The organism is Ruegeria sp. CDSC045, from assembly GCF_059610725.1.
On record NZ_JBXWOE010000004.1, the window covers coordinates 90,324 to 112,202 of the forward strand.

The window sequence follows — 21,879 nt, forward strand, 5'->3', positions numbered from 1 at the left end:
AATATCCAACCACAAAATCGCGACGGGTTGGTATTTTCCTGAGCCAAGCCGGCACCGGTTTGCCTGCGACAAAGCAATCAATCTCTGTAAGCGGTTACATTTCGCTTTCACCTGAACGGCGCAGAGCTTACACATATTTGCAAAATCAAATTTCAGGTTTGACAATGCCAAAGGCAAAAACTGCACCGACCCTGGAGGATGTTGCGAAACTCGCGGGCGTATCGACCGCCACGGTATCACGTTGCCTCAATTCTCCGAACCTGGTGGTGCAGGCTACGCGTGATCGGGTTCAGTCTGCCGTTGACGCTTTGGGATACACGCCGAATTTTGCCGCACGTGTTATGGCTGCCAGACGGTCGCACACCATCGGCGCCATCATTCCCACCATGGAAAACGCGATCTTTGCGCGTGGACTTCAGGCCTTTCAGGAAGAGCTGCGCCAGCATGGCTATACCCTGCTTGTCTCTAGTTCGGCCTATCAGCCTGAGATCGAAGAAGAGCAGATACGCAACCTGGTCGCACGGGGGGCGGATGGGTTGCTGCTGATCGGGCATGATCGAGACTCGCGGATCTATGACTATCTCGCAAAGCGCAGGATTCCGGTTCTGATAGCCTGGTCGTTTCAGGCAGACGCACCAGTCCCTTCGGTCGGATTTGACAACCGTGCGGCCATGGCCGAACTGGCAAATCAAGTGATCAAGCTGGGTCACCGAACCCTGGGTATGATTTCTGGTGTCAGCACCGGAAACGACCGTGCCCGACTGAGGATCGAAGGGGTGCAAGAAGCAATGCGCCGCAACAACATCCCAAATGACCAGCTGACGATCGTAGAAACGCCATATGAAATCGAAAACGGGGCAGAGGCGTTTTCCCGTCTGATGTCTCGGCAAGATCGACCAACAGCGGTGCTGTGCGGGAACGATGTTCTGGCTATCGGTGCGTCGCGCCGGGCCAAGGAGATGGGGCTTAGAGTTCCTCAGGACGTCTCCGTCACAGGGTTCGACGATATCGAACTGGCGCAGATCACCGATCCAGGCTTGACGACCGTGCATGTCCCACATCGGGAAATGGGTCGACGGGCTGCGCTGGAACTGGTTGGATTGATCGAAAAGCCCACCGAAAGTTGCAATGTACAGTTGCGAACCAATTTGGTCGAACGCCAATCGCTGGGGCGACCCGGCTGACTTCAGGCGGCCTCGTTTTCCATGGTGCGAAACTCACCTTTCAACCAGGCGTGACTTGCGCACATCGGGTCGGTAAAATGTTGACGGATGAGCTTTCCCATCGCTCTCTGGATTAGCTTCGAAGTGGTCTCGGGGTATACGTCGGTCGTGAATAAAGACACTGTTCTTACAAAGTTTCGGCCAGGAAATGGCACCACCCGAACTTGGTCGTGAAATCTGTGGGCCCTATGAAAACTTGCGGCCGTGGTGATGGTCCAACCGGTGCCTTCAGCGACCAATCCTATGATTGACTGATTGCATTCCAGTTCGAACCTGTTGGGCAGATCAAATTTACCTCGCCTGAGCTGTATCTCAATTTGCTTGCCGATCACGTAATCACGCGAATAGCGCAGCAACGGCAATTCTGCGTTTGATGAAAACATCTCCTCGGGCATGCCACTGAACGCTCCGGGCAAAACAACGATAAAAGGGTCGCGCATCAACGGGTATTCGATCAGGCCCTCGGTCCGTTCGAACGGTCGGGTCGCCACCCCTGCATCCAGCTTGTGTTCCTGTAACTTGGCAATGATCTCATGGCTGGGGCGTGTGAAATGCCGAAAACTGCAGCGCGGCAAAGCATGCGCAAGAAACCGAAACAAGTCTGGCGAGATTTGATTGTCGAAATCATCAATCAGTGCCAGCCTCAAATCCGTCGCATGGCGCCAGTTACCCGACCGGATCTCCGCCTCGGCCTTTTTCAAAACGATCAGCCCATCGCGGACATGGCGCGCATAGACTTCACCGGCAGGTGTCAGACCCATTGGACGACGCCCGTGATCCACCAAATCAATGCCCAACGCGGTCTCAAGGCTTCGTAGGTGATTGGAAACTGTGCTGATGGACAAACCGGTTTCCGATGCGACCTGTTGGATCGATCCTGACTTTGCGACCAACTGAAAAACTTCCAGCCAGCGGAGGCTTAGCGACTTTGGCACATTTACAGTCCGTTGTTTCGATTACATCAAAACTAGCGAAACAAAGAACGCCCCTCATTGCAATGATGAACTTGCAGCCCGTTCTGCGTCAAGCCCGGAGCCTGCTATGGTCCGGGTCATAGGGCGAAGGTGCGATCACCGTTGCGTTGACCCGTATTCCACAGTGATCCAACTCAATCTTGCACCCGATTTCTGCAAGTGACGGATCGACAAATCCATGGGCAAGATTGAGGCCGGTGCGGTGCCCCCACTCGCCCGAGGTGATTGTTCCGACAATCGTGTCACCCAGCATCAGCGAAGCCCCGGCATGGGCAGATCCCTGTTCGGTTTCCAACCGGAGCGGCACGAGTTTTCTGCGCGGCCCATCAGCATCACGGTTCAGCAGGGCATCGCGCCCGATGAAGTCGCCCTTTTCCAACCTCACAAACCGATTCAGACCTGTTTCAAAAGGATCAAACTCGGTGATCAAATCAGCCTTCCAGTGCAGGAACGTCTTTTCCATCCGCATGGAGTCGATCGCCCGAGCGCCAAACAGCTTGAGGCCGAAGCGCTCTCCAGCCCGCCGCAGCGCCAGATATGCGCTATAAAGCGAAGGGTTGGGAACGTGGATTTCATATGCAAGTTCGCCAGAAAAACTCACCGCCATTACCGTTGCCGGAGCGAAGCCAACAAAGCACTCCCTGACGCTCAGCCATGGAAAAGCTGCCGGGGACCAATCACCGCGCGCGCAGGACGCCAGCACATCACGTGATTTCGGGCCGGCAAGGATCAGAATGGTGCAGTCGTTGGTCAGACTGCGTAAATGCACGTCTTCATCGTGGTGGCGGTTCTGCTTTAGCCAATCCATATCGTGGAATTCACTTGCCGCCGCCGAGCCATACCAGACCCGGGCAGGGCCGCGATCGCTGGCGGGCAGGTTCGCCACAGTCGCTTCGGCTTTGACCATCCCGTGATGGTTCAAAAGATAGCCCAGCCCAACCCTGCCGTCGCGGCGCGTGACAGCACCGCAAAACAGACGATCCAGAAAGGCATGCCGATCCGCGCCGGTAATCTCGATACGGTTGAAACCATTCACCTCGGACAATCCGACATTGGACTGAACATTTGCCACCTCGGCCCCGACCAGATCATAGGTTTCGTCAAAATCGAAACTGAGGGTCGGTTCAAAGCTGGGGTCAGGCTTGATGTAATCCACCCTTTCCCATCCATTGACGACAGTGAATTCGGCGCCCTCGGCCGCCAGAACCGGGGTCAAAGCAGTGGTCTTAGCAGGCCTCCCCGCGGAGCGGTGTTCATGCGGGAGATGAAAGCGAAATTCGTTTTGATAATCCTCAACTGCCTTCAGTGCCGTCAGCTCCACATTCGCGTGGTCTGTGAACCGGCGCGGATCCAGGCACCAGGTGTCATAACAGGCCTCTCCATGCACAATCTGCTGGGCCAGCAACCAGCCGTGGCCACCGCCCTCACCTAACCCCGCCCGCAGGCCGATGATACAGTAGGCGTTGCGCTTGCCCGGGATCGGCCCGACAAGCGGCGCACCATCAATCGTGTAGGTGATCGGCCCGTTGACGACGGTGTGAATCCCGGCCTCCAACAGAGCAGGCATCCGGGCAAAAGCGCCCTCCAGCACATCCGAGACACGGTCCAGATCGTCCGGGCACAGTGCATTGACAAAATTTGGATCGATCCCGTCCATGCCCCAGGTCTTGCAGCCCTGTTCATAGAACCCCAGCAAGAGGCCGTTCTTTTCTTGTCGACAGTAGAAATCGCTGATCGGACATCGCAGCAAAGGCATTCGGTGGCCGGCATCGCGGATTTCAGGAATATCTTCTGTCAGAAAATACTGATGCTCCATCGAGGCCACGGGGTGGTGCACCCCCATCAAGGCGCCCACTTCGTTCACACGATATCCGCAGGCATTCACCACGATGTCACAGTCGATATCACCGTGTTCGGTCTGCACCGTCCAGGTGTCATCCTTGTGTTGGGTCAACCCGACAACCGGGGTATTCCGGTACACCTCGGCCCCGGCCAAACGTGCAGCCCGGGCCAACGCCTGACACAGCTGAGCCGGATCAATATCCCCGTCCAAAGGATCCCACAGCCCGCCAATTAGGTTTTCGGTCGAGATCAGAGGGTGCCGCCGAGCGCATTCTTCGGCATCAATAACCTCGAAATGGACATCCATCCCCCGGGCCATCGACGCGAAATGGCGGTATCCCTGCATCTGCGCTTCGGTATTCGCCAGCCTGATCCCGCCATCGCCGTGGTGATAGTTGATGGGATAGTCCGGGTTGGCAGCCAGGTCATGGTACAGCTTGATCGAATGGGATTTCAGCCCAACCATGGTTTGGTTTGTTCCGAAATTCGTCACCTGCGCCGCGGAATGCCATGTGGTGCCCGAGGTCAGCTCGTCCCGCTCGACCAGGACAACATCTGTCCATCCCTCTTGCGTCAGGTGATACAGCGTTGAACACCCAGCGATCCCGCCACCAATTACCACTACTTTTGTCCGCGACTTCATTGGCTTTGCTCCTCTGAACCCCAATAGGTTTTGCTGAAAACGGGTCTTCGCAACAGCTTACGAATGGCTTGTGCTGAAAAATCGAAACTACGATTGAGGATTCTGAAAGGCGCATTTCCCTTTTGCAGAGACCCCGCATCGCCCTTTACGGTTCCGGGAATTCTGACAGGAAAAGGATTGGGCGTTGTCAAAGGGCAGTAAAAGAAGCGGTCGAAATGCGCGTCTTGCGCAACGCGCAGCAGAGCCCGCCATAGATCCGTGCCCCCCCGGTCAAGCCGGTGGTCGCTTTCAACCTTTGACACAGTCCGAAGTCAAACAAATATACAATACCGCCTTAAGGCTGCTGGAAACTCTGGGCATGGGCGAGGTCCCGGACAGGCTGGCCAACGATCTGCGGTCAGCCGGTGCACAATCCGGACAGCAAGGGCGGCTGCTATTTCCTCGAAACATGGTTGAAGACGCTATTGGGTCCGCTGCCAAGACTTTCTCGTTTCATGGCCGGGACGAAGCGCGCTCGATCGAAGTGGGCGGAAATCGTGTGTTCTTTGGCACCGGCGGTGCGGCGGTGCAGACGCTGGATCTGGAGAGCGGTCACTATCGCCCCTCCACGCTGGCCGATCTGCATGATTTCACGCGACTTCAGGATACGCTGGCCAATGTCAGCTGGTTCACGCGCTGCTGTGTCGCGACTGATCTGCCCGATGTTTTCGATCTGGACTTGAACACGGTTTACGCTCTGGTTCGCAATACCACCAAACCGATTGCCACGTCGTTTACCCTTGCCGAACATGTGGCCCCGATCGTCGAAATGCTCGACATCGTTGCAGGCGGGCCGGGTGAGTTCGCCAAGCGGCCGTTTCTGAAGGCCCATATCAGCCCTGTGATTTCACCGCTGCGCTATGGCGAGGATGCGGTGGATGTTGTCTATGAATGTATCGCACATAATATCCCGATGTCCTGCATTACCGCCGCACAGGCGGGCGCCACAGCACCCGCGACACTCGCCGGGTTTCTGGCGCAATCTTTGGCCGAGACGCTGGCCAGCCTTGTTATGGTCAATGCGATCAAACCCGGCTTCCCGATGGTGTTTTCCAACTGGCCTTTCATCGTTGATTTGCGCACCGGCTCTTTCGCAGGCGGCAGCGGTGAGACCGCCATCCTGAACGCGGCGTCGGCGCAGATCACCAACGCGCTGGGGCTGCCTTCGGGAGTGGCCGCCTCGATGACTGATGCCAAAGCTGTCGACGCACAGTACGGGGCCGAGAAAGGAATGACCTCGCTCGCTGCGGCGCTGGCTGGCGGCAATCTGATCTACGAAAGCTCGGGCATGACCGCTTCGTTGCTGGGCGTCAGTTTCGAAGGGTTCGTCCTTGACGACGAAATGCACTCTCACACCTATCGCGCTTTGCGCGGCATCGAAGTGACCGACGAAAACCTGGGATTCGACGCCATTTGTCATGCGGTACTGGGCGACGGTCATTTTCTGGGAAGCGCCCACACCTATGCTGCGATGGAACGGGACTACTTCTATCCAGCGCTGGCTGACCGGAACGAACCCCGGACATGGCAGATCGAAGGCGCCGCGGATGCGTGGACGGTTGCCCGCCGGCACGCAAAGGACATCCTGGCACGACATCATCCGCAATACCTGACCGAAGAACAGGACGCTGAAATCCGCAGACGGTTTCGCATTCTCTATTAGACTTACGTCGACCGACTCTAGCCAGTAGGCTTGCAGCACATACACTCAGATGAGGCCCTCATGACAAATCCCTTCTTTCAGCCGGTCTCGGCAATGGAGCTTGCGCGTTTCGCTGGTGTCCCCACGTTCATGCGCCTTCCCGAACTGACCCCCAAGGACGACCGGATCAACGAAGTTGATATTGGGATCATCGGGATCCCGTGGGATGGTGGCACCACAAACCGCCCAGGCGCGCGGCATGGGCCTCGGCAGTTGCGCGACTATTCGACCATGATCCGCGCAATGAACCCGGTCACCGGTGTAGCCCCTTTTACTATGGTGAATTGCGCCGATCTGGGTGATGTCGCGCCGAACCCGGTGGACATCGAAGACACCATGAACCGAGTCACGTCTTTCTATGACGATCTGACCGAACGGGGCATAACGCCGCTAACCGCGGGCGGCGACCACCTGACCACCCTGCCCGTCTTGCGTGCTCTGGCCAAGTCGGAGCCGTTAGGCCTTATTCAATTCGACAGCCACACCGACCTGTTCGACAGCTATTTCGGTGGCTACAAATACACCCATGGCACACCGTTTCGTCGTGCCGTTGAAGAGGGCCTTGTGGACCCCAAGCGCTTTGTCCAAGTCGGCATACGCGGGACGGCCTATAACACAGACGATATCGATTGGGCCGAGGCACAGGGCATCCGCATCATCCGCATCGAAGAACTGTTCGACCGCGGCATTGACGATGTCATGGCCGAGGTGCGGGAGATCGTCGGAACAGGTCAGACCTATTGCACCTATGACATCGACTTTGTGGACCCCACCTATGCCCCCGGTACCGGCACGCCAGAGATCGGCGGGCCGAACAGTTTTCAGGCGCAGCAGGTGATCCGCCAGTTAAGCGGCGTCAATCTGGTCGGCGCTGATCTGGTTGAGGTCGCGCCCCCCTTCGATGCCGCTGGGGGCACGGCCTGGCTGGGCATCTCACTGATGTTCGAGCTACTGTGTGTTCTGGCACAGGCCGTAGACGCCCGCCGCTAACCGGTGTTTTCGGCAATCATCGAGATCATCTCGAACATCACCGCCGCCGCGGTCAGGGCGGTGATGTTGTTGGGGCTGTCCTTAGTCGGCATCATGCAAACAACGTCACCGCCGACAATGTTCAAACCGCGCGCGGCACGCAGGATACCCACGGCCTCATCAATATCGAACCCCTTTTCGCCCGGTTCCAGATTAGAAACCGCCGGAGCGATTGTCGGATCAAGGCAATCCAGATCGAAGGTAATATAGACCGGTCGTTCGCCTAGAACCTCTTTGGTCTGCGCCACTACATCTGCAAGCCCGCGCTGACGGAATTCGCGCATGGTGACGATGTTGTACCCATAGTCGTAAGAAGGCTGCAGCCAGTCCAGGCTGCGCGGATGGCCTCGCAGGCCGATTTGCATCGAACGGGCTGGATCAACCTGCCCCTGATCGGCCAGATAAGCCCCCCAATGGGCTGCCGATTTCTTTGCACCCAAAAAGTGATCGACCTTTGTAAACACATCCGTATGGGCATCCAGATGCAGAAAACTAATCGGCTCTCCTCCGGCCAGCTTCCCACATCCCAGCGCCTGTACGATCCCGCCGGTAATGGAATGGTCACCGCCAACGGATACCGGGCGCGCACCTGCCGCATCTATGTCCTTGTAAAAGGCGGTAATGCGTTCGATGCAGTCTTCGTTGTCGTTGGCGCGCGGAAAGGGTACATCGCCGACATCGGCAATCTTGGCGCGGCTCCAGGGGTCGATCTCAAAAACCGAATGGACCCTGCGCTGTACCGCCGAGACATTCCGCAAGGCGCGCGGGCCCAGATGCTGATCCCTTTCGGTTGTCCCGTTTCCGGTCGAATGCGGCACACCAACAAGTGCAATATCCTGCCCCTCGGGTCCGATATTGGGGCAGCGAAACATCGTCGGTATGCCCCACCAGTACAAATTGTCCATCATGGACTGCTCATAGCGGTCGACCATTTCATCCTCCGGTAAAAAAATGCCCCCGGCCTGGGCCGAGGGCATAGAAGTTCAGATTCTTTCGTCTTCTCGCCGGAATGCGCCCTGAACAATACGGTCCATGACCATAGCAAGGAACAAAATGGCAAAGCCGCCCAACAGGCCGGGACCCTTGGCTGCGTATTGCAACGCCTCAAGGATTTCCTTGCCCAGCCCTCCGCCACCGATCAGCGAAATGATCACCACCATCGATAGGCACATCAGGATGGTCTGGTTCACCCCGGTCATAATCGACGGCAAGGCCAGAGGTATCTCGACATCCTTCAACAGCTGCCATTTCGAGGCCCCAAAAGCCACAGCAGCCTCTTTGATACTGTCGGGCACTCCGCGCATGCCCAGCGCGGTCAGTCGGATGACCGGCGGCATGCCAAAGATGATCGTTGCCAGAATGCCGGGCGGGTTGCCGGTGCCAAAGAAGGCGATAATCGGGATCAGATAGACGAAGGCCGGCAAAGTCTGCATCAAGTCCAGCACGGGCTCTGCCGCGCGGTAGGCACGCCTGGACTTGCCAAACCAAATGCCCAGTGGAATGCCAAAAACAACGCATAACAGCACCGCCGCACCGACCAGCGCCACAGTTTCCATCGCCACATCCCAATATCCCAGCAAGGCGATATAGGCCAATGAAGACGCCGTGAAGATAGCCACTCGGGGGCCTGCAGCCCGCCAAGCCGTCACACATATCACCAACATCACAACCGGCCAAGGCGACCCGATCAGCGCAATGGTCAGGGCATCCAGAACCGACCGAACCCCAGCGACAATCCCATCGAATACGTCCCCGCCAGCAAGAGCGGCCGCATCTATCTGCGCCTCCATCCAGCTTGCAAGGTTTGAAAACAAGGTCCCGCCGCCCTCACCCAATATCAGTGCGGACACTTCTTTTTCAGGGAATGCATCCAACATGGCCAGCGAGGCATTGACCGTGAATTTGTAGACAATCAACGGCCCAATCGCCGCAACAAGCACAGCACCCAGCACCATATTTCGCCTGGACTGGCCACTTTCGGTACTGTCCGGATCGGTCCGCCATTTTGAATACTGTTTTTCATAGACGCGGTCGGCATAGAAGCCCTGTGCCAGTTTGAAGACCAGCAGCATCAGCAATCCGGTGATCATGATGCTCAGCGCTTCAGACTGCGCGGCCGCGGCTTTTCCAAAGCTGGTATCGGCGGCTTTCTGGATGTTCTCTGCCAGCTTGGTAAAGCGGTCGATATCGGCCTTTTCTGTCGCGTCAGCCGCCCGGGCCAACAGCTCGTCTGCGCGCGCTTGCTGACGTTCGGCACGTTCCGCCATATCAGCACCCGGGTTGCCCCAGGCACCGCGCCCGATCTGTACCCAGGCGATGATTTCAAGGATCAGGAAGGTCCAGAACATCCCCCATATCGCCCGCGATGCCGACCAAAATGGCCCCAGAACCGCGGCCCAGAGATTGAACGTATTCGGAACCGCGCTGGTTGCATCATGGATCTTGTGAAACGCCTTGACGTAATAGTCCCCATTCGGACCAGCAAACTCGTGAATGGACCGATCCAGTGCCTCATGGTCGACCTCGATATCCGAGGCGGCGGTGACTTTCACTTCGGTGGTTACATCAGTCATTTTTGCCCCCCTGAATTCCGCGCAGCAGGCGCGGTTTGGTCACGACGCCCACGTCCTGTCCTGCATCGGTGATGATCACCGGCAGGTCCGTGTCGACAGCCAGGTCGATCAACTGATCCAGATCGGCCCCCTCATCCGCGCGCGGCGCGCCGTCGGTCGGGCCGGAATAGCTGTCCAGTGGCTCCATGATTGAATGCGCCTTGACAAGTTTCAGTTTGGATATGCCCTGAACAAACTCGCGCACATAGTCATCAGCCGGATTCATCACGATGTCTTCCGGTGTGCCGATCTGAACGATGACACCATCTTTCATGATCGCAATCCGGTGGCCAATGCGGATAGCTTCGTCCAGATCATGGGTGATGAACAATGTGGTTTTCTGCAACTGGGCGACCAGCGCTTTGAACTGGTCCTGCAACTGCAGCCTGATCAGCGGATCGAGCGCAGAAAAGGGCTCGTCCATTAACAGGATTTCCGGATCAGAGGCCAGGGCGCGGGCAATTCCAACACGCTGCTGCATCCCGCCCGACAATTCTTTGGGCAGGCGATCTTCGTACCCGGTCAGGTCCACCAGACCCAGCGCATGGTCCGAGACTGCCCAGCGCTTGGATTTGGACACTTTTCGAATTTCCAAAGGATAGGCCACATTGTCTCTGACAGATCGGTGCGGCATCAGCGCCATATGCTGGAAAACCATCCCGATCTGCTGCGCGCGGATACGGCGCAGCTCAGCCTCGGATATTTTGGATACGTCCTGGCCCAGAATCTCGATCTTGCCTGAGGTCGGCTCGATCAAGCGGTTCACGTGGCGCACCAGCGTGGATTTCCCGGATCCCGAAAGACCCATAATGCAGAAGATTTCGCCGCGCGGGACTTCGAAAGACGCACCCTGTACGCCGACCACACAATTATACCTTTCAAGAACTTCAGGCTTTCCAATCCCTTCATCCCGTACTGCGGTCATGGCCTCCTCTGCCCGCGCACCGAAAATCTTCCAGACATCTGTCAGCTTAACGACTGTTTCGGTCATACTTGCCCCTTCAATGCAAAACAGGCCGCCAGGCATTCCCGGCGGCCTATCTGTAATTCAGTTCCGAGCGTTACCGATCACTCTGACATCCAGTTCAGAACCGCATCTTCGTTCGCACCGACCCATTCTTCGGCATATGCGAGCGGCTCTTTGCCATCTATGACAAGCGCATAAGTCATGGCCGAGACAGCGGCAGTATCCAGTTTCATGTTGGACAACAGCCGAGCAACCTCGGGGTACTCATCCTCAAGAGATTTGGCATAGTGAAGGTGCAGATAGGCCAAATCCCAGGCGACACCTGCTTCGGATTTCTCCAGCCAATCCGGATCATCCGTGGGCTGCAGGACATTCCATTTTGCCGCGTCATAGGCTGGCTCTTCCAGGATCTGAAGATCATGCAGTTCAAACACGTAATGCGGCGTATAGCAGAAACCCACCCAAGGCTCACCCGCTTTGATCGCGTTATCAAGGTTCGCATAGGCGACGGTTTCGTCTATCTCGGTCAGTTCCATGACTTGGTCATAGCCATATGATTTGGCCCGGATTTTCTCGACATTGGTCGACGCCCAGCCGGGGGCACCGATCCATACTTCGCCCTGCCCGTCGCCATTGCTGTCGAACAGTGCCGCGATGTCAGGATTGGTCAGGTCGTCAATGGACCGGATATCATTGGCATCAGCGGTCGCCTTGTCGACACACATTCCCTGAAATGCCTCAACGCCATTGGAATTGAAGGTAACTGTACCCTTTTCGGTTACATAGGTGTCATGCAGGTTCTGCTGGTTCGGCATCCACACTTCGGGGTGTACGTGCATGGCGCCGGAATCCATCGCCTCGAACACGATCGGGTTGGTGCCATTCTGAAGCTCGACCTCTAGCCCCAGATTTTGTTCGATCGCAACCTTTAGAATGTGCGCTGTTGCATTTACCGATGGCCAGTTCGGCACACCGATCACAATGTCAGCAGCAAAAGCAGGCACAGCGACCATCATCGACGCGCCTCCCAGTAACATAGTGAGTTTGTTCATATTATTTCTCCGTGTTGGGCGTTCGAGGCGCTGTTCTTCTTACCCTCTGGGCAGCGGTACGCCTGTCAAACGACATCGGGATGACGTTCCATCCCCCTTTCTTAGCCAGTTACCGGGCGCGCCGGTTTGACAGGAAAATTCAAACATGCCGACACATGACCCATCAAGAACAACATGCCACAAATCGATATATGCGTCTTTCTCGAATATTAGTTTCGGTTTATTCTGATCTTGATCGATATGACGCCTGAAATAGGTGCAGCCGATTCTTGAGTGGGCTTGTCTGCCATCAATATCCCCTAAGCGGCGCCATCTCAGACAGGGGCACAGATTTTATCCAGTCAGTCCTCAGATCCCAGTACAAGATCCTGCTTCAGGATGAAGTCCCCAAACGCGTCCGTCAGCGTTTGAAAGCGCGAGCGTTGCGAGACATAAAGATACACCTGCCTTTGATCTTCGAGATCAGCTATAGGACGGAAGACGATAGCCTCAGGAAGAGACCGTGCAACGGTTTGCGGCAAAACCGTCACCCATTCCTCGGTGCGCACCAATGCGATCAGTGAATGGGTGTTCTGAATGGTCACACCGGCCTTCGAAATCGCCGCGTGAAACCGCGGGGACTGAACCAGATCGCACAGAGCATTGCGTATGAAGGGAACCGAAGCCACCTGTTCGATGGTTGGCATCTCCGATTGCTGTGCCAGCGGGTGAGCAGCCGTGCAAACCACCCCAAACCTGTCTTCGAACAAGGGCGTGGCTGTGACCCCGTTTAGCGCAAGATATCCGGATGCAATGCCGATATCCGCTTTTCCTTGCACAACCGCGTCCAGTACCTGCTGTGTATCGGTATCGCGGAGCTCGATCCTGATATCGGGGAAATGGCTATTCATGTGACTCAGCACCTTGGGAAAGGCAAGAGCCGCCACCGACGGCACAGACACGATCCGCAACAGGCCGTACTCTGCGCTGGCTATTGCCTCGATATCCTGAACTGTTTGATCGAACTGTCTGACCTGCTTCAAAGCCAAATCATGAACCTGCCGACCCACTTCTGACAGTCGATTTTTGCGCTCTCCCTCGAACAGCTTCTTACCCAGGTGCTCCTCAAGCTGCTTCAGCGTCATCGACACCGCCGATTGCGTTCGTCCAAGACGGTCGGCGGCCTCGGTCAGATTACCAGTCTGCACAACCGTGCAAAAACTGCGCAGTGTTTCAATCTTGATCGCCATACTTCAGTTTTTCTGCAATTTGTTTCATTTAATTGAGTTTGACTGATGTTCGCCAAAAAATCCATCCTAGGTCAAATGAAATCGCACTGGGGCGTAACGTGACACAACTGAATCTGATTGCTGGCGAATGGCTGGCAGGTGAGTCTGAAATCGAAAACCGCAATCCTTCGGACCTGAGCGATCTGGTCGGCATGTTTGCACAGGCCAGCGCTGACCAGCTTGAGGCGACGCTGGATCAAGCCCGTGTTGCACAGGCTGAATGGGCCGCCTATGGCATCGAACGGAAGCAAGCCGTTCTGAACGCTATCGGCAATGAAATGATGGCCCGGGCCGAAGAACTGGGTACGCTCTTGGCGCGCGAAGAAGGCAAGCCGCTGGCCGAAGGCAAAGGCGAAGTGTTCCGCGCCGGGCAGTTCTTTACCTACTACGCAGCTGAATGCCTGCGTCAAATCGGTGAGAACGCAGATTCTGTGCGCCCCGATATCGAAGTAGACGTTCGCCGCGAAGCTGTCGGCGTTGTCGCCATCATCAGCCCATGGAACTTCCCTACCGCGACTGCCTCGTGGAAGATTGCTCCAGCACTGTGCTATGGCAACGCGGTTGTGTGGAAACCCGCCAACATCACCCCGGCATCCGCTGTCGCACTGACCGAAATCATCGAACGTCAGGACATCCCCAAAGGTCTGTTCAGTCTGGTCATGGGTTCGGGGCGCAGCATCGGGCAACGCCTGGTCGAAAGCCCCAAGGTCAATGCAATTTCCTTTACCGGGTCAGTCCCGGTCGGCAAGGGTATCGCAGCAGCCGCCATCCAGAACCTGACCAAAGTTCAGATGGAAATGGGATCAAAAAACGCGCTGGCTGTGATGGACGATGCCGATCTGGATCTGGCCGTTACTCTGGCATTGGGAGGAGCGTTTGGCGGCACCGGACAGAAATGTACGGCGTCTTCGCGCCTTGTTGTGCATGCGGGTATCCATGACGCGTTTGTCGAAAAGCTGGTGGCCGGTGCGCAAGCGATGAAGGTCGGCCACGCGCTGGAGGAAGGCGTGCAGATGGGTCCCGTCGTCAGCCAACAGCAGCTGAGCGAAAACCTGGCCTATGTTGATCTGGGCAAATCCGAAGGGGCCGAGCTGGCCTGTGGCGGAACCCGGCTGGAGATGCCTCATGACGGGTTCTACATGTCGCCGGGCGTGTTTCTGAACACCAACAACGACATGCGCATCAACCGCGAAGAAATGTTCGCGCCCCTGACCAGTGTCATCAAGGTTGGCAGCTATGACGAAGCGCTGAGCGTCGTCAACGACACCAACTTTGGCCTGACCTCGGGCATCGTGACCAAATCGCTGGCCCGCGCCACGCATTTCCGTCGCAATGCGCGCACTGGTGTTGTGACTGTGAACCTGCCCACTGCAGGCACCGATTACCACGTGCCTTTTGGCGGCCGCGGCGACAGCTCTTACGGGCCGCGCGAACAGGGTAAGGCTGCGGCCGAGTTCTATACCACGGTCAAAACCGCCTATATCAGCGCGGGCCCCGTGTGATGCGGATCGACGGGCTACAATATGCCAACTGGTCGGAAAAGATTTTCCGCCAACTGCGTGACGGGGGCGTGGACGCGATCCACGTCACCATCTCGTACCACGAGAACTTTCGCGAAACGGTACTGAATTTCGAGAAATGGAACCGCTGGTTCGAACAATACCCGGACCTGATCATGAAAGGGCGCTGGGCCAGCGATATCGATACGGCTCGTAAAACGGGCCGGACGGCTGTGTTCTTTGGCTTTCAGAACCCCTCGCCCATCGAAGACGATATCGGGCTAGTCGAAATCCTGCACGATCTTGGCGCCCGTTTCATGCAGCTGACCTATAACAACCAGTCCTTGCTGGCGACCGGCTGTTATGAGGCCGAAGACACAGGCATCACCCGTATGGGCAAGCAGGTGATCAAAGAGATGAACCGCGTAGGTCTTGTAGTGGACATGAGCCATTCGGCGGACCGTTCCACCATCGAGGCCGCTGAATTGTCCGAGCGTCCCATAGCCATCACACACGCGAACCCGTATGATTGGTCGCCCGCGCTGCGTAACAAGCGCGACGATGTCATTCGTGCGGTGACGGAAAACGGCGGGATGCTTGGCTTTTCGGTTTATCCTCACCATCTGAAAGATAAATCCGACTGCACGCTGGACAGTTTTTGCGAGATGATCGCACGCGCCGTCGACAAATACGGCGCGCAGCATCTGGGGATCGGCACAGACCTGTGTCAGGATCAACCCGACAGCATTGTGGAATGGATGCGGGTTGGCCGCTGGACCAAGGAAATCGACTATGGCGAGGGATCCGCTTCGGCACCAGGCTTTCCGCCCATGCCGGGCTGGTTTCAGGACAACCGAGATTTTGGGAACATCGAACAAGGGTTACGCGCGACCGGCCTGAACGATGACGAAGTGGCCGGGATCATGGGCAGGAATTGGTATCAGTTCTTCGCCGAGAACTTCGTCCCACAAGGGTAACACTATGAATACACGCGTGCAGACTGAAAATGTCAGACGTGATCCCGCGATGGTCATGCGGCTGTCGCGGCTGGGATCGCTGCATCAATGCCGTCTCAGCTTTATGCGGCAACTGACCCGCCGTATGGCGCAGGAAAACTGGAGTTTTTCCCGCCCTGCGTTCGAGATTGACGAACACGGCGTCGGCCATGCGGTCTATACCGCGCAAGGCCCTGATCACGCATATTCTCTTGTGGCGTTTGCCCATGATCTGCCGCCCGAAAAACGCTCGGACCGGGTCATCGCCGAGGCCTGGGATGCCACCTTCGCGCTATTTGACGGCATTCCGACGGCGGATGATATTCACCGCCTGTCGCAAAACGTACCAGTGCAAGAGGCCGGTCGCGTCAGCGAGTCAGAACTGTCATTGTCGCGCGCCAACCGGTCAGTCCGCCTGTGGGCACATGTGGTCGACCGTCTGGCCGCTGGTCAACAACCTGATCTGGAGCAGATTTATCAGGTTGGCTACCTGATGCGGACAACCGCCGTGTATGGTTCCGGCAAGTTTGGGGCTGCAGATCGCGAGAAAACAGCCAGTCGCCCCGAGGTCAACGGCCCGTTCCAGACCGAGATGTTGTCGGTCTACCTGACCCGGACCTTTGTGCGCGATCTGGTGCAGCATATGGCTCAAGTGAAGGGCGGCGATCAAACCGCGCAGTTAGATCCGCAGATCGCCAGTTGGCTCGGCATTGGCAATTCCACAGGTCTGGGCATGGCCCCGTTCATCGTCAACCATCCGATCTTGTTCAATAACTGGATCATGGCGCGAGAGGAGGCCATCGCCCGTGTACGGTCGCTCTTGAGCGCCTCGGAAGATGAGGCCCGTCAATTCCGTGGCATCTATGATCGTAGCAAACTCTCGATGTCCTGGTGGCAGTCTGAGCATCCGGTCCAGCGCGATAAGCTGGCGGCGCTCAACAACGATCTGCAGGCTATCTCTGGGTATCTGGACAGGGATGATCTGACGCAGAACCAACCCTGGGATCGGTTGATCCTGTGGTCGCAATCCGCGCTGAGCGAGGAGGGCCAGGAACTGCTCGCCTCGCTTATCCTTGAGCCCTATGGCGAATTGGTCGATGGGCTGAGCTGTTGTATGGCCGACAGTAATTCAAGTGCCCATGTGATTGATGGATCAATGTCGGTAGGCGCTGCGCGCGATCTGATCAGTAACAGTTTTGGCTGGGCCTTGGATCTGGATTGGAACGCAGCGGAAAACTGTGCGCGGGCCTGGTATGTCTCCGAGGAGAAGCTGGAGCCGCGACTGGGTGAGCGCTTTGAGGAACCGATAGCCGGTTACGAACAGCCCCTTGCCCCGGCCCGTGACGCCGCGATGGCGTTTAAGGCACTTGCCGAATGGGATACTCGCTCCTCCGTTGCAGAGTTTCTGCTGCGCCATCCTGAACATCGCCACACCCTGCGCCGCGCTCAAATGAGCCGAGTAGCCCCCTATGGTGAAATCCACGACAACACGATTAGCGCCGCTGTCCTGCCTATCGACATGCTGCGGGCCAAGCTGTCGTTTTTTGGGGCAACGCATTTTGACCCCCGGTCGGACCGCTGGGTGCGGATCTGCATGTATTCCGGCGCACCATATCCTGATGAGCTAACGCCGGAAAATGCCGATCTGTGGGTTTATCCGGAGTTGCCGCAATGACCTATTCACTGAACGAGATCGAAGCCACCTCTAAACGCGCTGCCCGAGGGGCAGGGTATGCCTGGGGCCTGGCAGAGGAGGCCGCCAAGGCCACACGCTGGTTGTGCGGGCATGGGCTGGACGGGACGGCAGAGCTGGCCCACCTGCTGGATTTGAGTTTGGCTGCGGCGCCGACAGATCACAGACCAGATGCGATGCAGGGCCCATGGCAGGGCAAGGGCGCTTTGTGCCCTCTGGCCACTGGCACCTTGCTGTCGGATTGTGCCGAACAGCTGCGCGCCGGACCGGTTGAGATGGCCAACATTGCAATCCCTGCCCTGTTACTGCCCTTTGCTGCCTATGCGGCACGTGAACTCAAGGGCTGTGTGGTGCTTGATTGTGATGGGCATCTGGCGGCATGTGATGGGTATTCCGTGTCGACCCCAGATACCTTACCCGCCCAGGCGCGCAGGGTGGTGGTTTCGCTGGGGGAACAGCGCACAGGCCCCCGCCAACATCAGACCCGCGCCGCCCCGACTGATCAGGCTTGGGCAACGCTGAATCGCTTTGCCCACCGCACCTATGCCCCCGCAACCGAGGAATCCCGCCTGCTGGGTGCAGGGGCCGGGCTTTCTGATAATGACTGATGAGGTACTGATTTGACCGAGACCCGGACCCTTACTCTGAACGAAATCGAAGACCTGTCGTTTCGCGCGCTTGTTGCTGCGGGGACTTCACCGGAGAACGCCCGCCCGCTGGCGGTTGCGACCGCGGCAACCGAGGCGGACGGCGTGGCAAGCCATGGGCTGGCCTATATCCCGATCTATTGTGAGCATGTCCAATGTGGCAAGGTCGACGGTCTTGCCAAACCGGTCATGACACGGCCCAAGCCAGGTGTAGTTACCGTAGATGCCGCAACCGGATTTGCCCATTCAGCTATCGATCTCGGGTATGAGACGCTGATCACCGCTGCGCGCGAACAGGGCGTTGCCGTGCTGAGCATCTGCAACAGCTATAACTGCGGCGTGCTGGGCTATCACACCTATCGTCTGGCACAGGCCGGGCTTGTCGGGCTTGGTTTTACCAACGCGCCAGCCTCGATCGCGCCATCGGGTGGCGCAAAGCCGGTTGTAGGGACCAACCCCTTTTCCGTTGCCGTACCCGGTACAGATGGGCAACCCGCCCTGCTGATCGATCAAAGCGCCAGCACAATCGCCAAGAGCGAGGTCATGAAACATGCCAGAGAAGGAAGGCCGATCCCCGTTGGGTGGGCATTGGACGCCGAGGGCAACCCGACCACTGATCCCAATGTGGGCCTCAAGGGCTCCATGGCACCTTCTGGTGGGTACAAGGGCGTCGGTGTGGCCCTTCTGACCGAAGTTATGGCGGCCGCTCTTACAGGGGCCACTCTGGGCATCAACGCCTCGCCCTTTTCAGGAACCGCTGGCGGTCCGCCCAAGACCGGACAGTTTTTCATTGCGATCGACCCTGTGGCGACATCGTCGTCGGGTGGCTTTGCTCAGGGCATCGAGGAACTCGTCGGCGCCATTCGATCGCAAGACGATGCACATTTGCCTGGCGATGGCCGACGCGCAAAACGCGTCGCATCGGCCACACAAGGCGTGGCTGTAAATATTGCGACCCTTGAAAAGATCGAGACCATCTTGGGATAAGCCGGTTTTCTTAGCCCGCAATCAGATTCTTTCTGGTTCGGGCACCCTTACCCAAACCTTCCGACCCAGCACCAATTTTCAGAACGGTTTCCAAGCCTTTAGCCAAAATTCGACCCGGACGCAGCAGGCTCATTTTTCGTATTTCATGCTTTAGCGCAGAAAAACGGGGTTGACTCAAATCGCACTCCATATTTAGTTCGGTAACAGAACGAATAAATGGAATCGACGTGGCAACGCAGACGAAAATCTCTCGACGAATGTCTCAAAGTGCGGTCGTTCAGGCGATTGCGACCTATGGGCCCATTTCGCGCGCCAGCGTGTCGAAGCTGACCGGTCTTTCGAAACAGACAATCTCGGAAATTGTCGGAAACCTAGAAAGCGATGGCTGGGTGCGGACAGTCGGTCAGACCGAGGGGCATGTCGGACGCCGCGCTGTGGTATATGAAATCGCTCCGGATGCGGCAACGGTCGCCAGCGTCGATCTGGGTGGAACAAAGATCAGGGTCGCACTATGCGATCTGACCGGTCGCGTTCTGGCCGAACGCGTAGAGCCGACAGAACAAAGCGGCGGCAGACAAGTAGTCGATCAGGTTGCCCGTATGGTTCGCGCAACCGCAGACGATCCCCAATGCCCGTCAGGCGAATTGAAAATAGCTGTCGTCGGTGTCCCAGGCGTGCCGGACAGCAAGAGCGGCGCGGTTCTGATGGCGCCTAACATAACCGGGCTGGATCAGATTGATCTTGCTGGCACTTTGAACGAACGGCTTGGGATAGAAATCCTTGTCGAAAATGACGTCAACCTTGCCGCTCTGGGTGAGCATTGGATGGATCATCGAAGCGACCAGGATGATCTGGTCTTCGTTTCCGTCGGAACCGGAATTGGTGCCGGAATCGTCGTCGGAGGTGTTTTGCTGCGTGGCGCATCTGGTGCAGCTGGCGAAATAGGTTTTCTTCCCTTTGGTGCCGATCCGATTGCAAAGGAAAGCCATACTATAGGCGCGCTGGAACGCGTAACCGCCACCGATGCAATCATTGGCGAATACAGGATGCTTACGGGCAAAACTTGCTCAGTTCCTGCGATCTTTGAGGCTGCCAATAACGGCGACAAAGCAGCCGAGCAAACGCTGGACAATGTCGCTTATCAGATCGCGCGGGCTTCGGCGTCGATTGTAGCGGTCCTTGATCCGTCCCTTATCGTGATGGGGGGCTCTATCGGCGCGCGTGACGAGTTGATGCACCGGATCAGACGCTTTGCCGCCCAGTGCTACCCCCGTGAAATAGAGATCCAGCCCTCAAAGCTGGGTCCGCATGCTGCCCTTGCCGGAGGTGTGTCTATAGCCCTGTCGCATTTACATATCTCTCTTTTCGCCGAGGGTCAGAAAGGTGCCGAGATCAACGTACCACCTCCAGCGCTCGATACCTTCAAGGCAAGTATGTCATGACCGCTAAGGCTCTTTCAGAACGCTTGCGTCAAGAACAGGATGCTGATGCAGACCTAACTCTGTTGCGCAATGCCCTGTCCATCGAAAGCGTGACGGGCAATGAAACACGTTTTGCGCGTTTTCTGGACCAGCAACTTATGGCCCTGGGCCTGAATACCGGACGGGGCTGTTTCGCGGGTGAACGCGAAAATGTCTGGGGAATTGCTTCTGTGGAGGGACCCAACCTCATGATTTTGGGCCATACGGATACTGTGCATGTCCGGGGCTGGGAGGAATATTGGGAAGACGATGCACGCAAAAATCCATTCGGCGCGACCGAAAAGGACGGGCACATCTGGTCACGTGGGGCAAGCGACCTCAAGGGTGGGATTTGCGCTGCGATTGCCGGGTATCGCCTGCTGCAAAAACTTGGCGTTATGCCTTCAGCCAGTCTGACCTTTGCCTTCATCGGTGACGAAGAAAGCGGTGAACCTGACAGCGGCGTTAGCGCCGGGGCGAAAGATCTGGTTGGACGTATCAAGTCCGACGAAATCCCCCGTCCTGATTTCGCGATCTATGTCGAGCCAACGAGTTTGGACATTTATTCTGCCCAGATCGGGTTCTTTATCGCCGAGATCACGATAACTGGAAAAACAGCGTATTTCGGCCGACCCGAATTGGGGGTCGATGCATTGAAAGCAACGCATACGCTTCTGTCGAAAATCTGGGATCATGAAAAAGAACTGAACGCGGGCCCGCGTCATGACCTTGTCGGTGCCTCTTCTGTTCTGGTGACGCATATCAATGGCGGCGGGTTTATCGCAGTGCCCGGAGAATGCAGGCTCTCACTGATCCGGAAACTTAGACCTGGCGAAATGCTTGATGATGCAGTGGCAGCATTGGAAACAGCGCTTGGCCTGGATCGCCTACCTACAGGTATAGAGGTGTGCATCGACTACCCAGCCGGTCGTGATCATCCCAAGGGCGGCTCACCAGTTGAAAACGACCCCGATACCGAGGCGGTTCGCCTGTTGCAAAGCTGTGTACAGCAAACTCTGTCCCGAAATGTAGAAATCGGCGGCGCGCCCTACTGGTCTGAGATGCCATTTTTAACAGAACAGATCGGCTGTCCAACCGTTTACTGCGCACCGGGTGATATCGCCGTGGCGCATACTTTTGAAGAACGAATTGAGGTCGAAGAATACCTCGCCGCCGTCCGGGCTTTTGCGCTTTTCATAGCGCAGTTCGGTGCGTCGGACACGCTCGCAATGCATCCAAACTGAGGA

17 protein-coding genes are annotated in these 21,879 nt (G+C 57.0%); 10 read left to right on the plus strand and 7 right to left on the minus strand.

Annotated features, from left to right (window positions below; translation table 11 throughout):
- Nucleotides 1-164 precede the first annotated feature (164 nt).
- The gene (locus AC2FH6_RS09750; protein WP_496702305.1) at nt 165-1,184 is read left to right on the plus strand and encodes a LacI family DNA-binding transcriptional regulator; all 1,020 of its coding nucleotides are present in this window, start codon (nt 165-167) and stop codon (nt 1,182-1,184) included.
- Nucleotides 1,185-1,186: 2 nt separating this feature from the next.
- On the opposite strand, the gene AC2FH6_RS09755 is transcribed toward AC2FH6_RS09750, so the two are convergent.
- Nucleotides 1,187-2,158: a LysR family transcriptional regulator gene (locus AC2FH6_RS09755; protein WP_271949993.1), complete on the minus strand. Its 972-nt coding sequence runs from the start codon at nt 2,156-2,158 to the stop codon at nt 1,187-1,189.
- A gap of 88 nt (nt 2,159-2,246) precedes the next feature.
- Nucleotides 2,247-4,682 (minus strand): GcvT family protein, encoded by a 2,436-nt coding sequence (locus tag AC2FH6_RS09760; RefSeq protein ID WP_496702307.1) that lies wholly within the window; start codon nt 4,680-4,682, stop codon nt 2,247-2,249.
- A 184-nt stretch (nt 4,683-4,866) separates the two neighbouring features.
- On the opposite strand from AC2FH6_RS09760, the gene AC2FH6_RS09765 reads away from it, so the two are divergent.
- Together AC2FH6_RS09765 and AC2FH6_RS09770 are read left to right on the plus strand one after the other, a co-directional pair.
- Nucleotides 4,867-6,384 (plus strand): trimethylamine methyltransferase family protein, encoded by a 1,518-nt coding sequence (locus AC2FH6_RS09765; protein WP_496702308.1) that lies wholly within the window; start codon nt 4,867-4,869, stop codon nt 6,382-6,384.
- Nucleotides 6,385-6,444: 60 nt separating this feature from the next.
- Complete coding sequence (locus AC2FH6_RS09770) at nt 6,445-7,413, plus strand: agmatinase (protein WP_496702310.1); 969 nt, start codon at nt 6,445-6,447, stop codon at nt 7,411-7,413.
- On the opposite strand, the gene AC2FH6_RS09775 is transcribed toward AC2FH6_RS09770, so the two are convergent.
- The 5 genes from AC2FH6_RS09775 to AC2FH6_RS09795 form a co-directional block, all read right to left on the minus strand.
- Complete coding sequence (locus tag AC2FH6_RS09775; RefSeq protein WP_496701259.1) at nt 7,410-8,384, minus strand: arginase family protein; 975 nt, start codon at nt 8,382-8,384, stop codon at nt 7,410-7,412. The two genes, AC2FH6_RS09770 and AC2FH6_RS09775, sit on opposite strands and share 4 nt — an antisense overlap.
- 51 nt (nt 8,385-8,435) lie before the next feature.
- Nucleotides 8,436-10,025 carry an ABC transporter permease gene (locus AC2FH6_RS09780; RefSeq protein ID WP_496702312.1) on the minus strand — a complete coding sequence of 530 codons (1,590 nt, stop codon included), beginning with the start codon at nt 10,023-10,025 and terminating at the stop codon, nt 8,436-8,438.
- Nucleotides 10,018-11,055, minus strand: coding sequence for a quaternary amine ABC transporter ATP-binding protein (locus AC2FH6_RS09785; RefSeq protein WP_142637767.1), 1,038 nt, complete (start codon nt 11,053-11,055; stop codon nt 10,018-10,020). Before AC2FH6_RS09785 ends, AC2FH6_RS09780 begins: the two co-directional genes overlap by 8 nt.
- Nucleotides 11,056-11,132: 77 nt before the next feature.
- Nucleotides 11,133-12,083, minus strand: a complete 951-nt coding sequence (locus AC2FH6_RS09790; RefSeq protein WP_142637765.1) for an ABC transporter substrate-binding protein — start codon at nt 12,081-12,083, stop codon at nt 11,133-11,135.
- 341 nt (nt 12,084-12,424) lie between these two features.
- Complete coding sequence (locus AC2FH6_RS09795; protein WP_142637763.1) at nt 12,425-13,312, minus strand: LysR family transcriptional regulator; 888 nt, start codon at nt 13,310-13,312, stop codon at nt 12,425-12,427.
- Between the two features lie 98 nt (nt 13,313-13,410).
- Here AC2FH6_RS09795 and AC2FH6_RS09800 point away from each other — a divergent pair, with 98 nt between their 5' ends.
- The 7 genes from AC2FH6_RS09800 to AC2FH6_RS09830 all read left to right on the plus strand — a co-directional run bounded on the left by AC2FH6_RS09800 (nt 13,411) and on the right by AC2FH6_RS09830 (nt 21,876).
- Nucleotides 13,411-14,853: an aldehyde dehydrogenase family protein gene (locus AC2FH6_RS09800; RefSeq protein ID WP_496692979.1), complete on the plus strand. Its 1,443-nt coding sequence runs from the start codon at nt 13,411-13,413 to the stop codon at nt 14,851-14,853.
- Nucleotides 14,853-15,827: a membrane dipeptidase gene (locus AC2FH6_RS09805; RefSeq protein ID WP_496702313.1), complete on the plus strand. Its 975-nt coding sequence runs from the start codon at nt 14,853-14,855 to the stop codon at nt 15,825-15,827. Before AC2FH6_RS09800 ends, AC2FH6_RS09805 begins: the two co-directional genes overlap by 1 nt.
- 4 nt (nt 15,828-15,831) lie before the next feature.
- Complete coding sequence (locus AC2FH6_RS09810; protein WP_142637757.1) at nt 15,832-17,520, plus strand: hypothetical protein; 1,689 nt, start codon at nt 15,832-15,834, stop codon at nt 17,518-17,520.
- The gene (locus tag AC2FH6_RS09815) at nt 17,517-18,146 is read left to right on the plus strand and encodes a DUF3726 domain-containing protein (protein WP_496702314.1); all 630 of its coding nucleotides are present in this window, start codon (nt 17,517-17,519) and stop codon (nt 18,144-18,146) included. The genes AC2FH6_RS09810 and AC2FH6_RS09815 overlap by 4 nt, the downstream gene beginning before the upstream one ends.
- Before the next feature lie 12 nt (nt 18,147-18,158).
- Complete coding sequence (locus AC2FH6_RS09820) at nt 18,159-19,172, plus strand: Ldh family oxidoreductase (protein ID WP_271949976.1); 1,014 nt, start codon at nt 18,159-18,161, stop codon at nt 19,170-19,172.
- Between the two features lie 257 nt (nt 19,173-19,429).
- Entirely contained in the window at nt 19,430-20,614 is a 1,185-nt protein-coding gene (locus tag AC2FH6_RS09825) for an ROK family transcriptional regulator (protein WP_496692977.1), read from the plus strand.
- Nucleotides 20,611-21,876, plus strand: a complete 1,266-nt coding sequence (locus AC2FH6_RS09830) for a M20 family metallopeptidase (RefSeq protein WP_496702315.1) — start codon at nt 20,611-20,613, stop codon at nt 21,874-21,876. The genes AC2FH6_RS09825 and AC2FH6_RS09830 overlap by 4 nt, the downstream gene beginning before the upstream one ends.
- Nucleotides 21,877-21,879 lie beyond the last annotated feature (3 nt).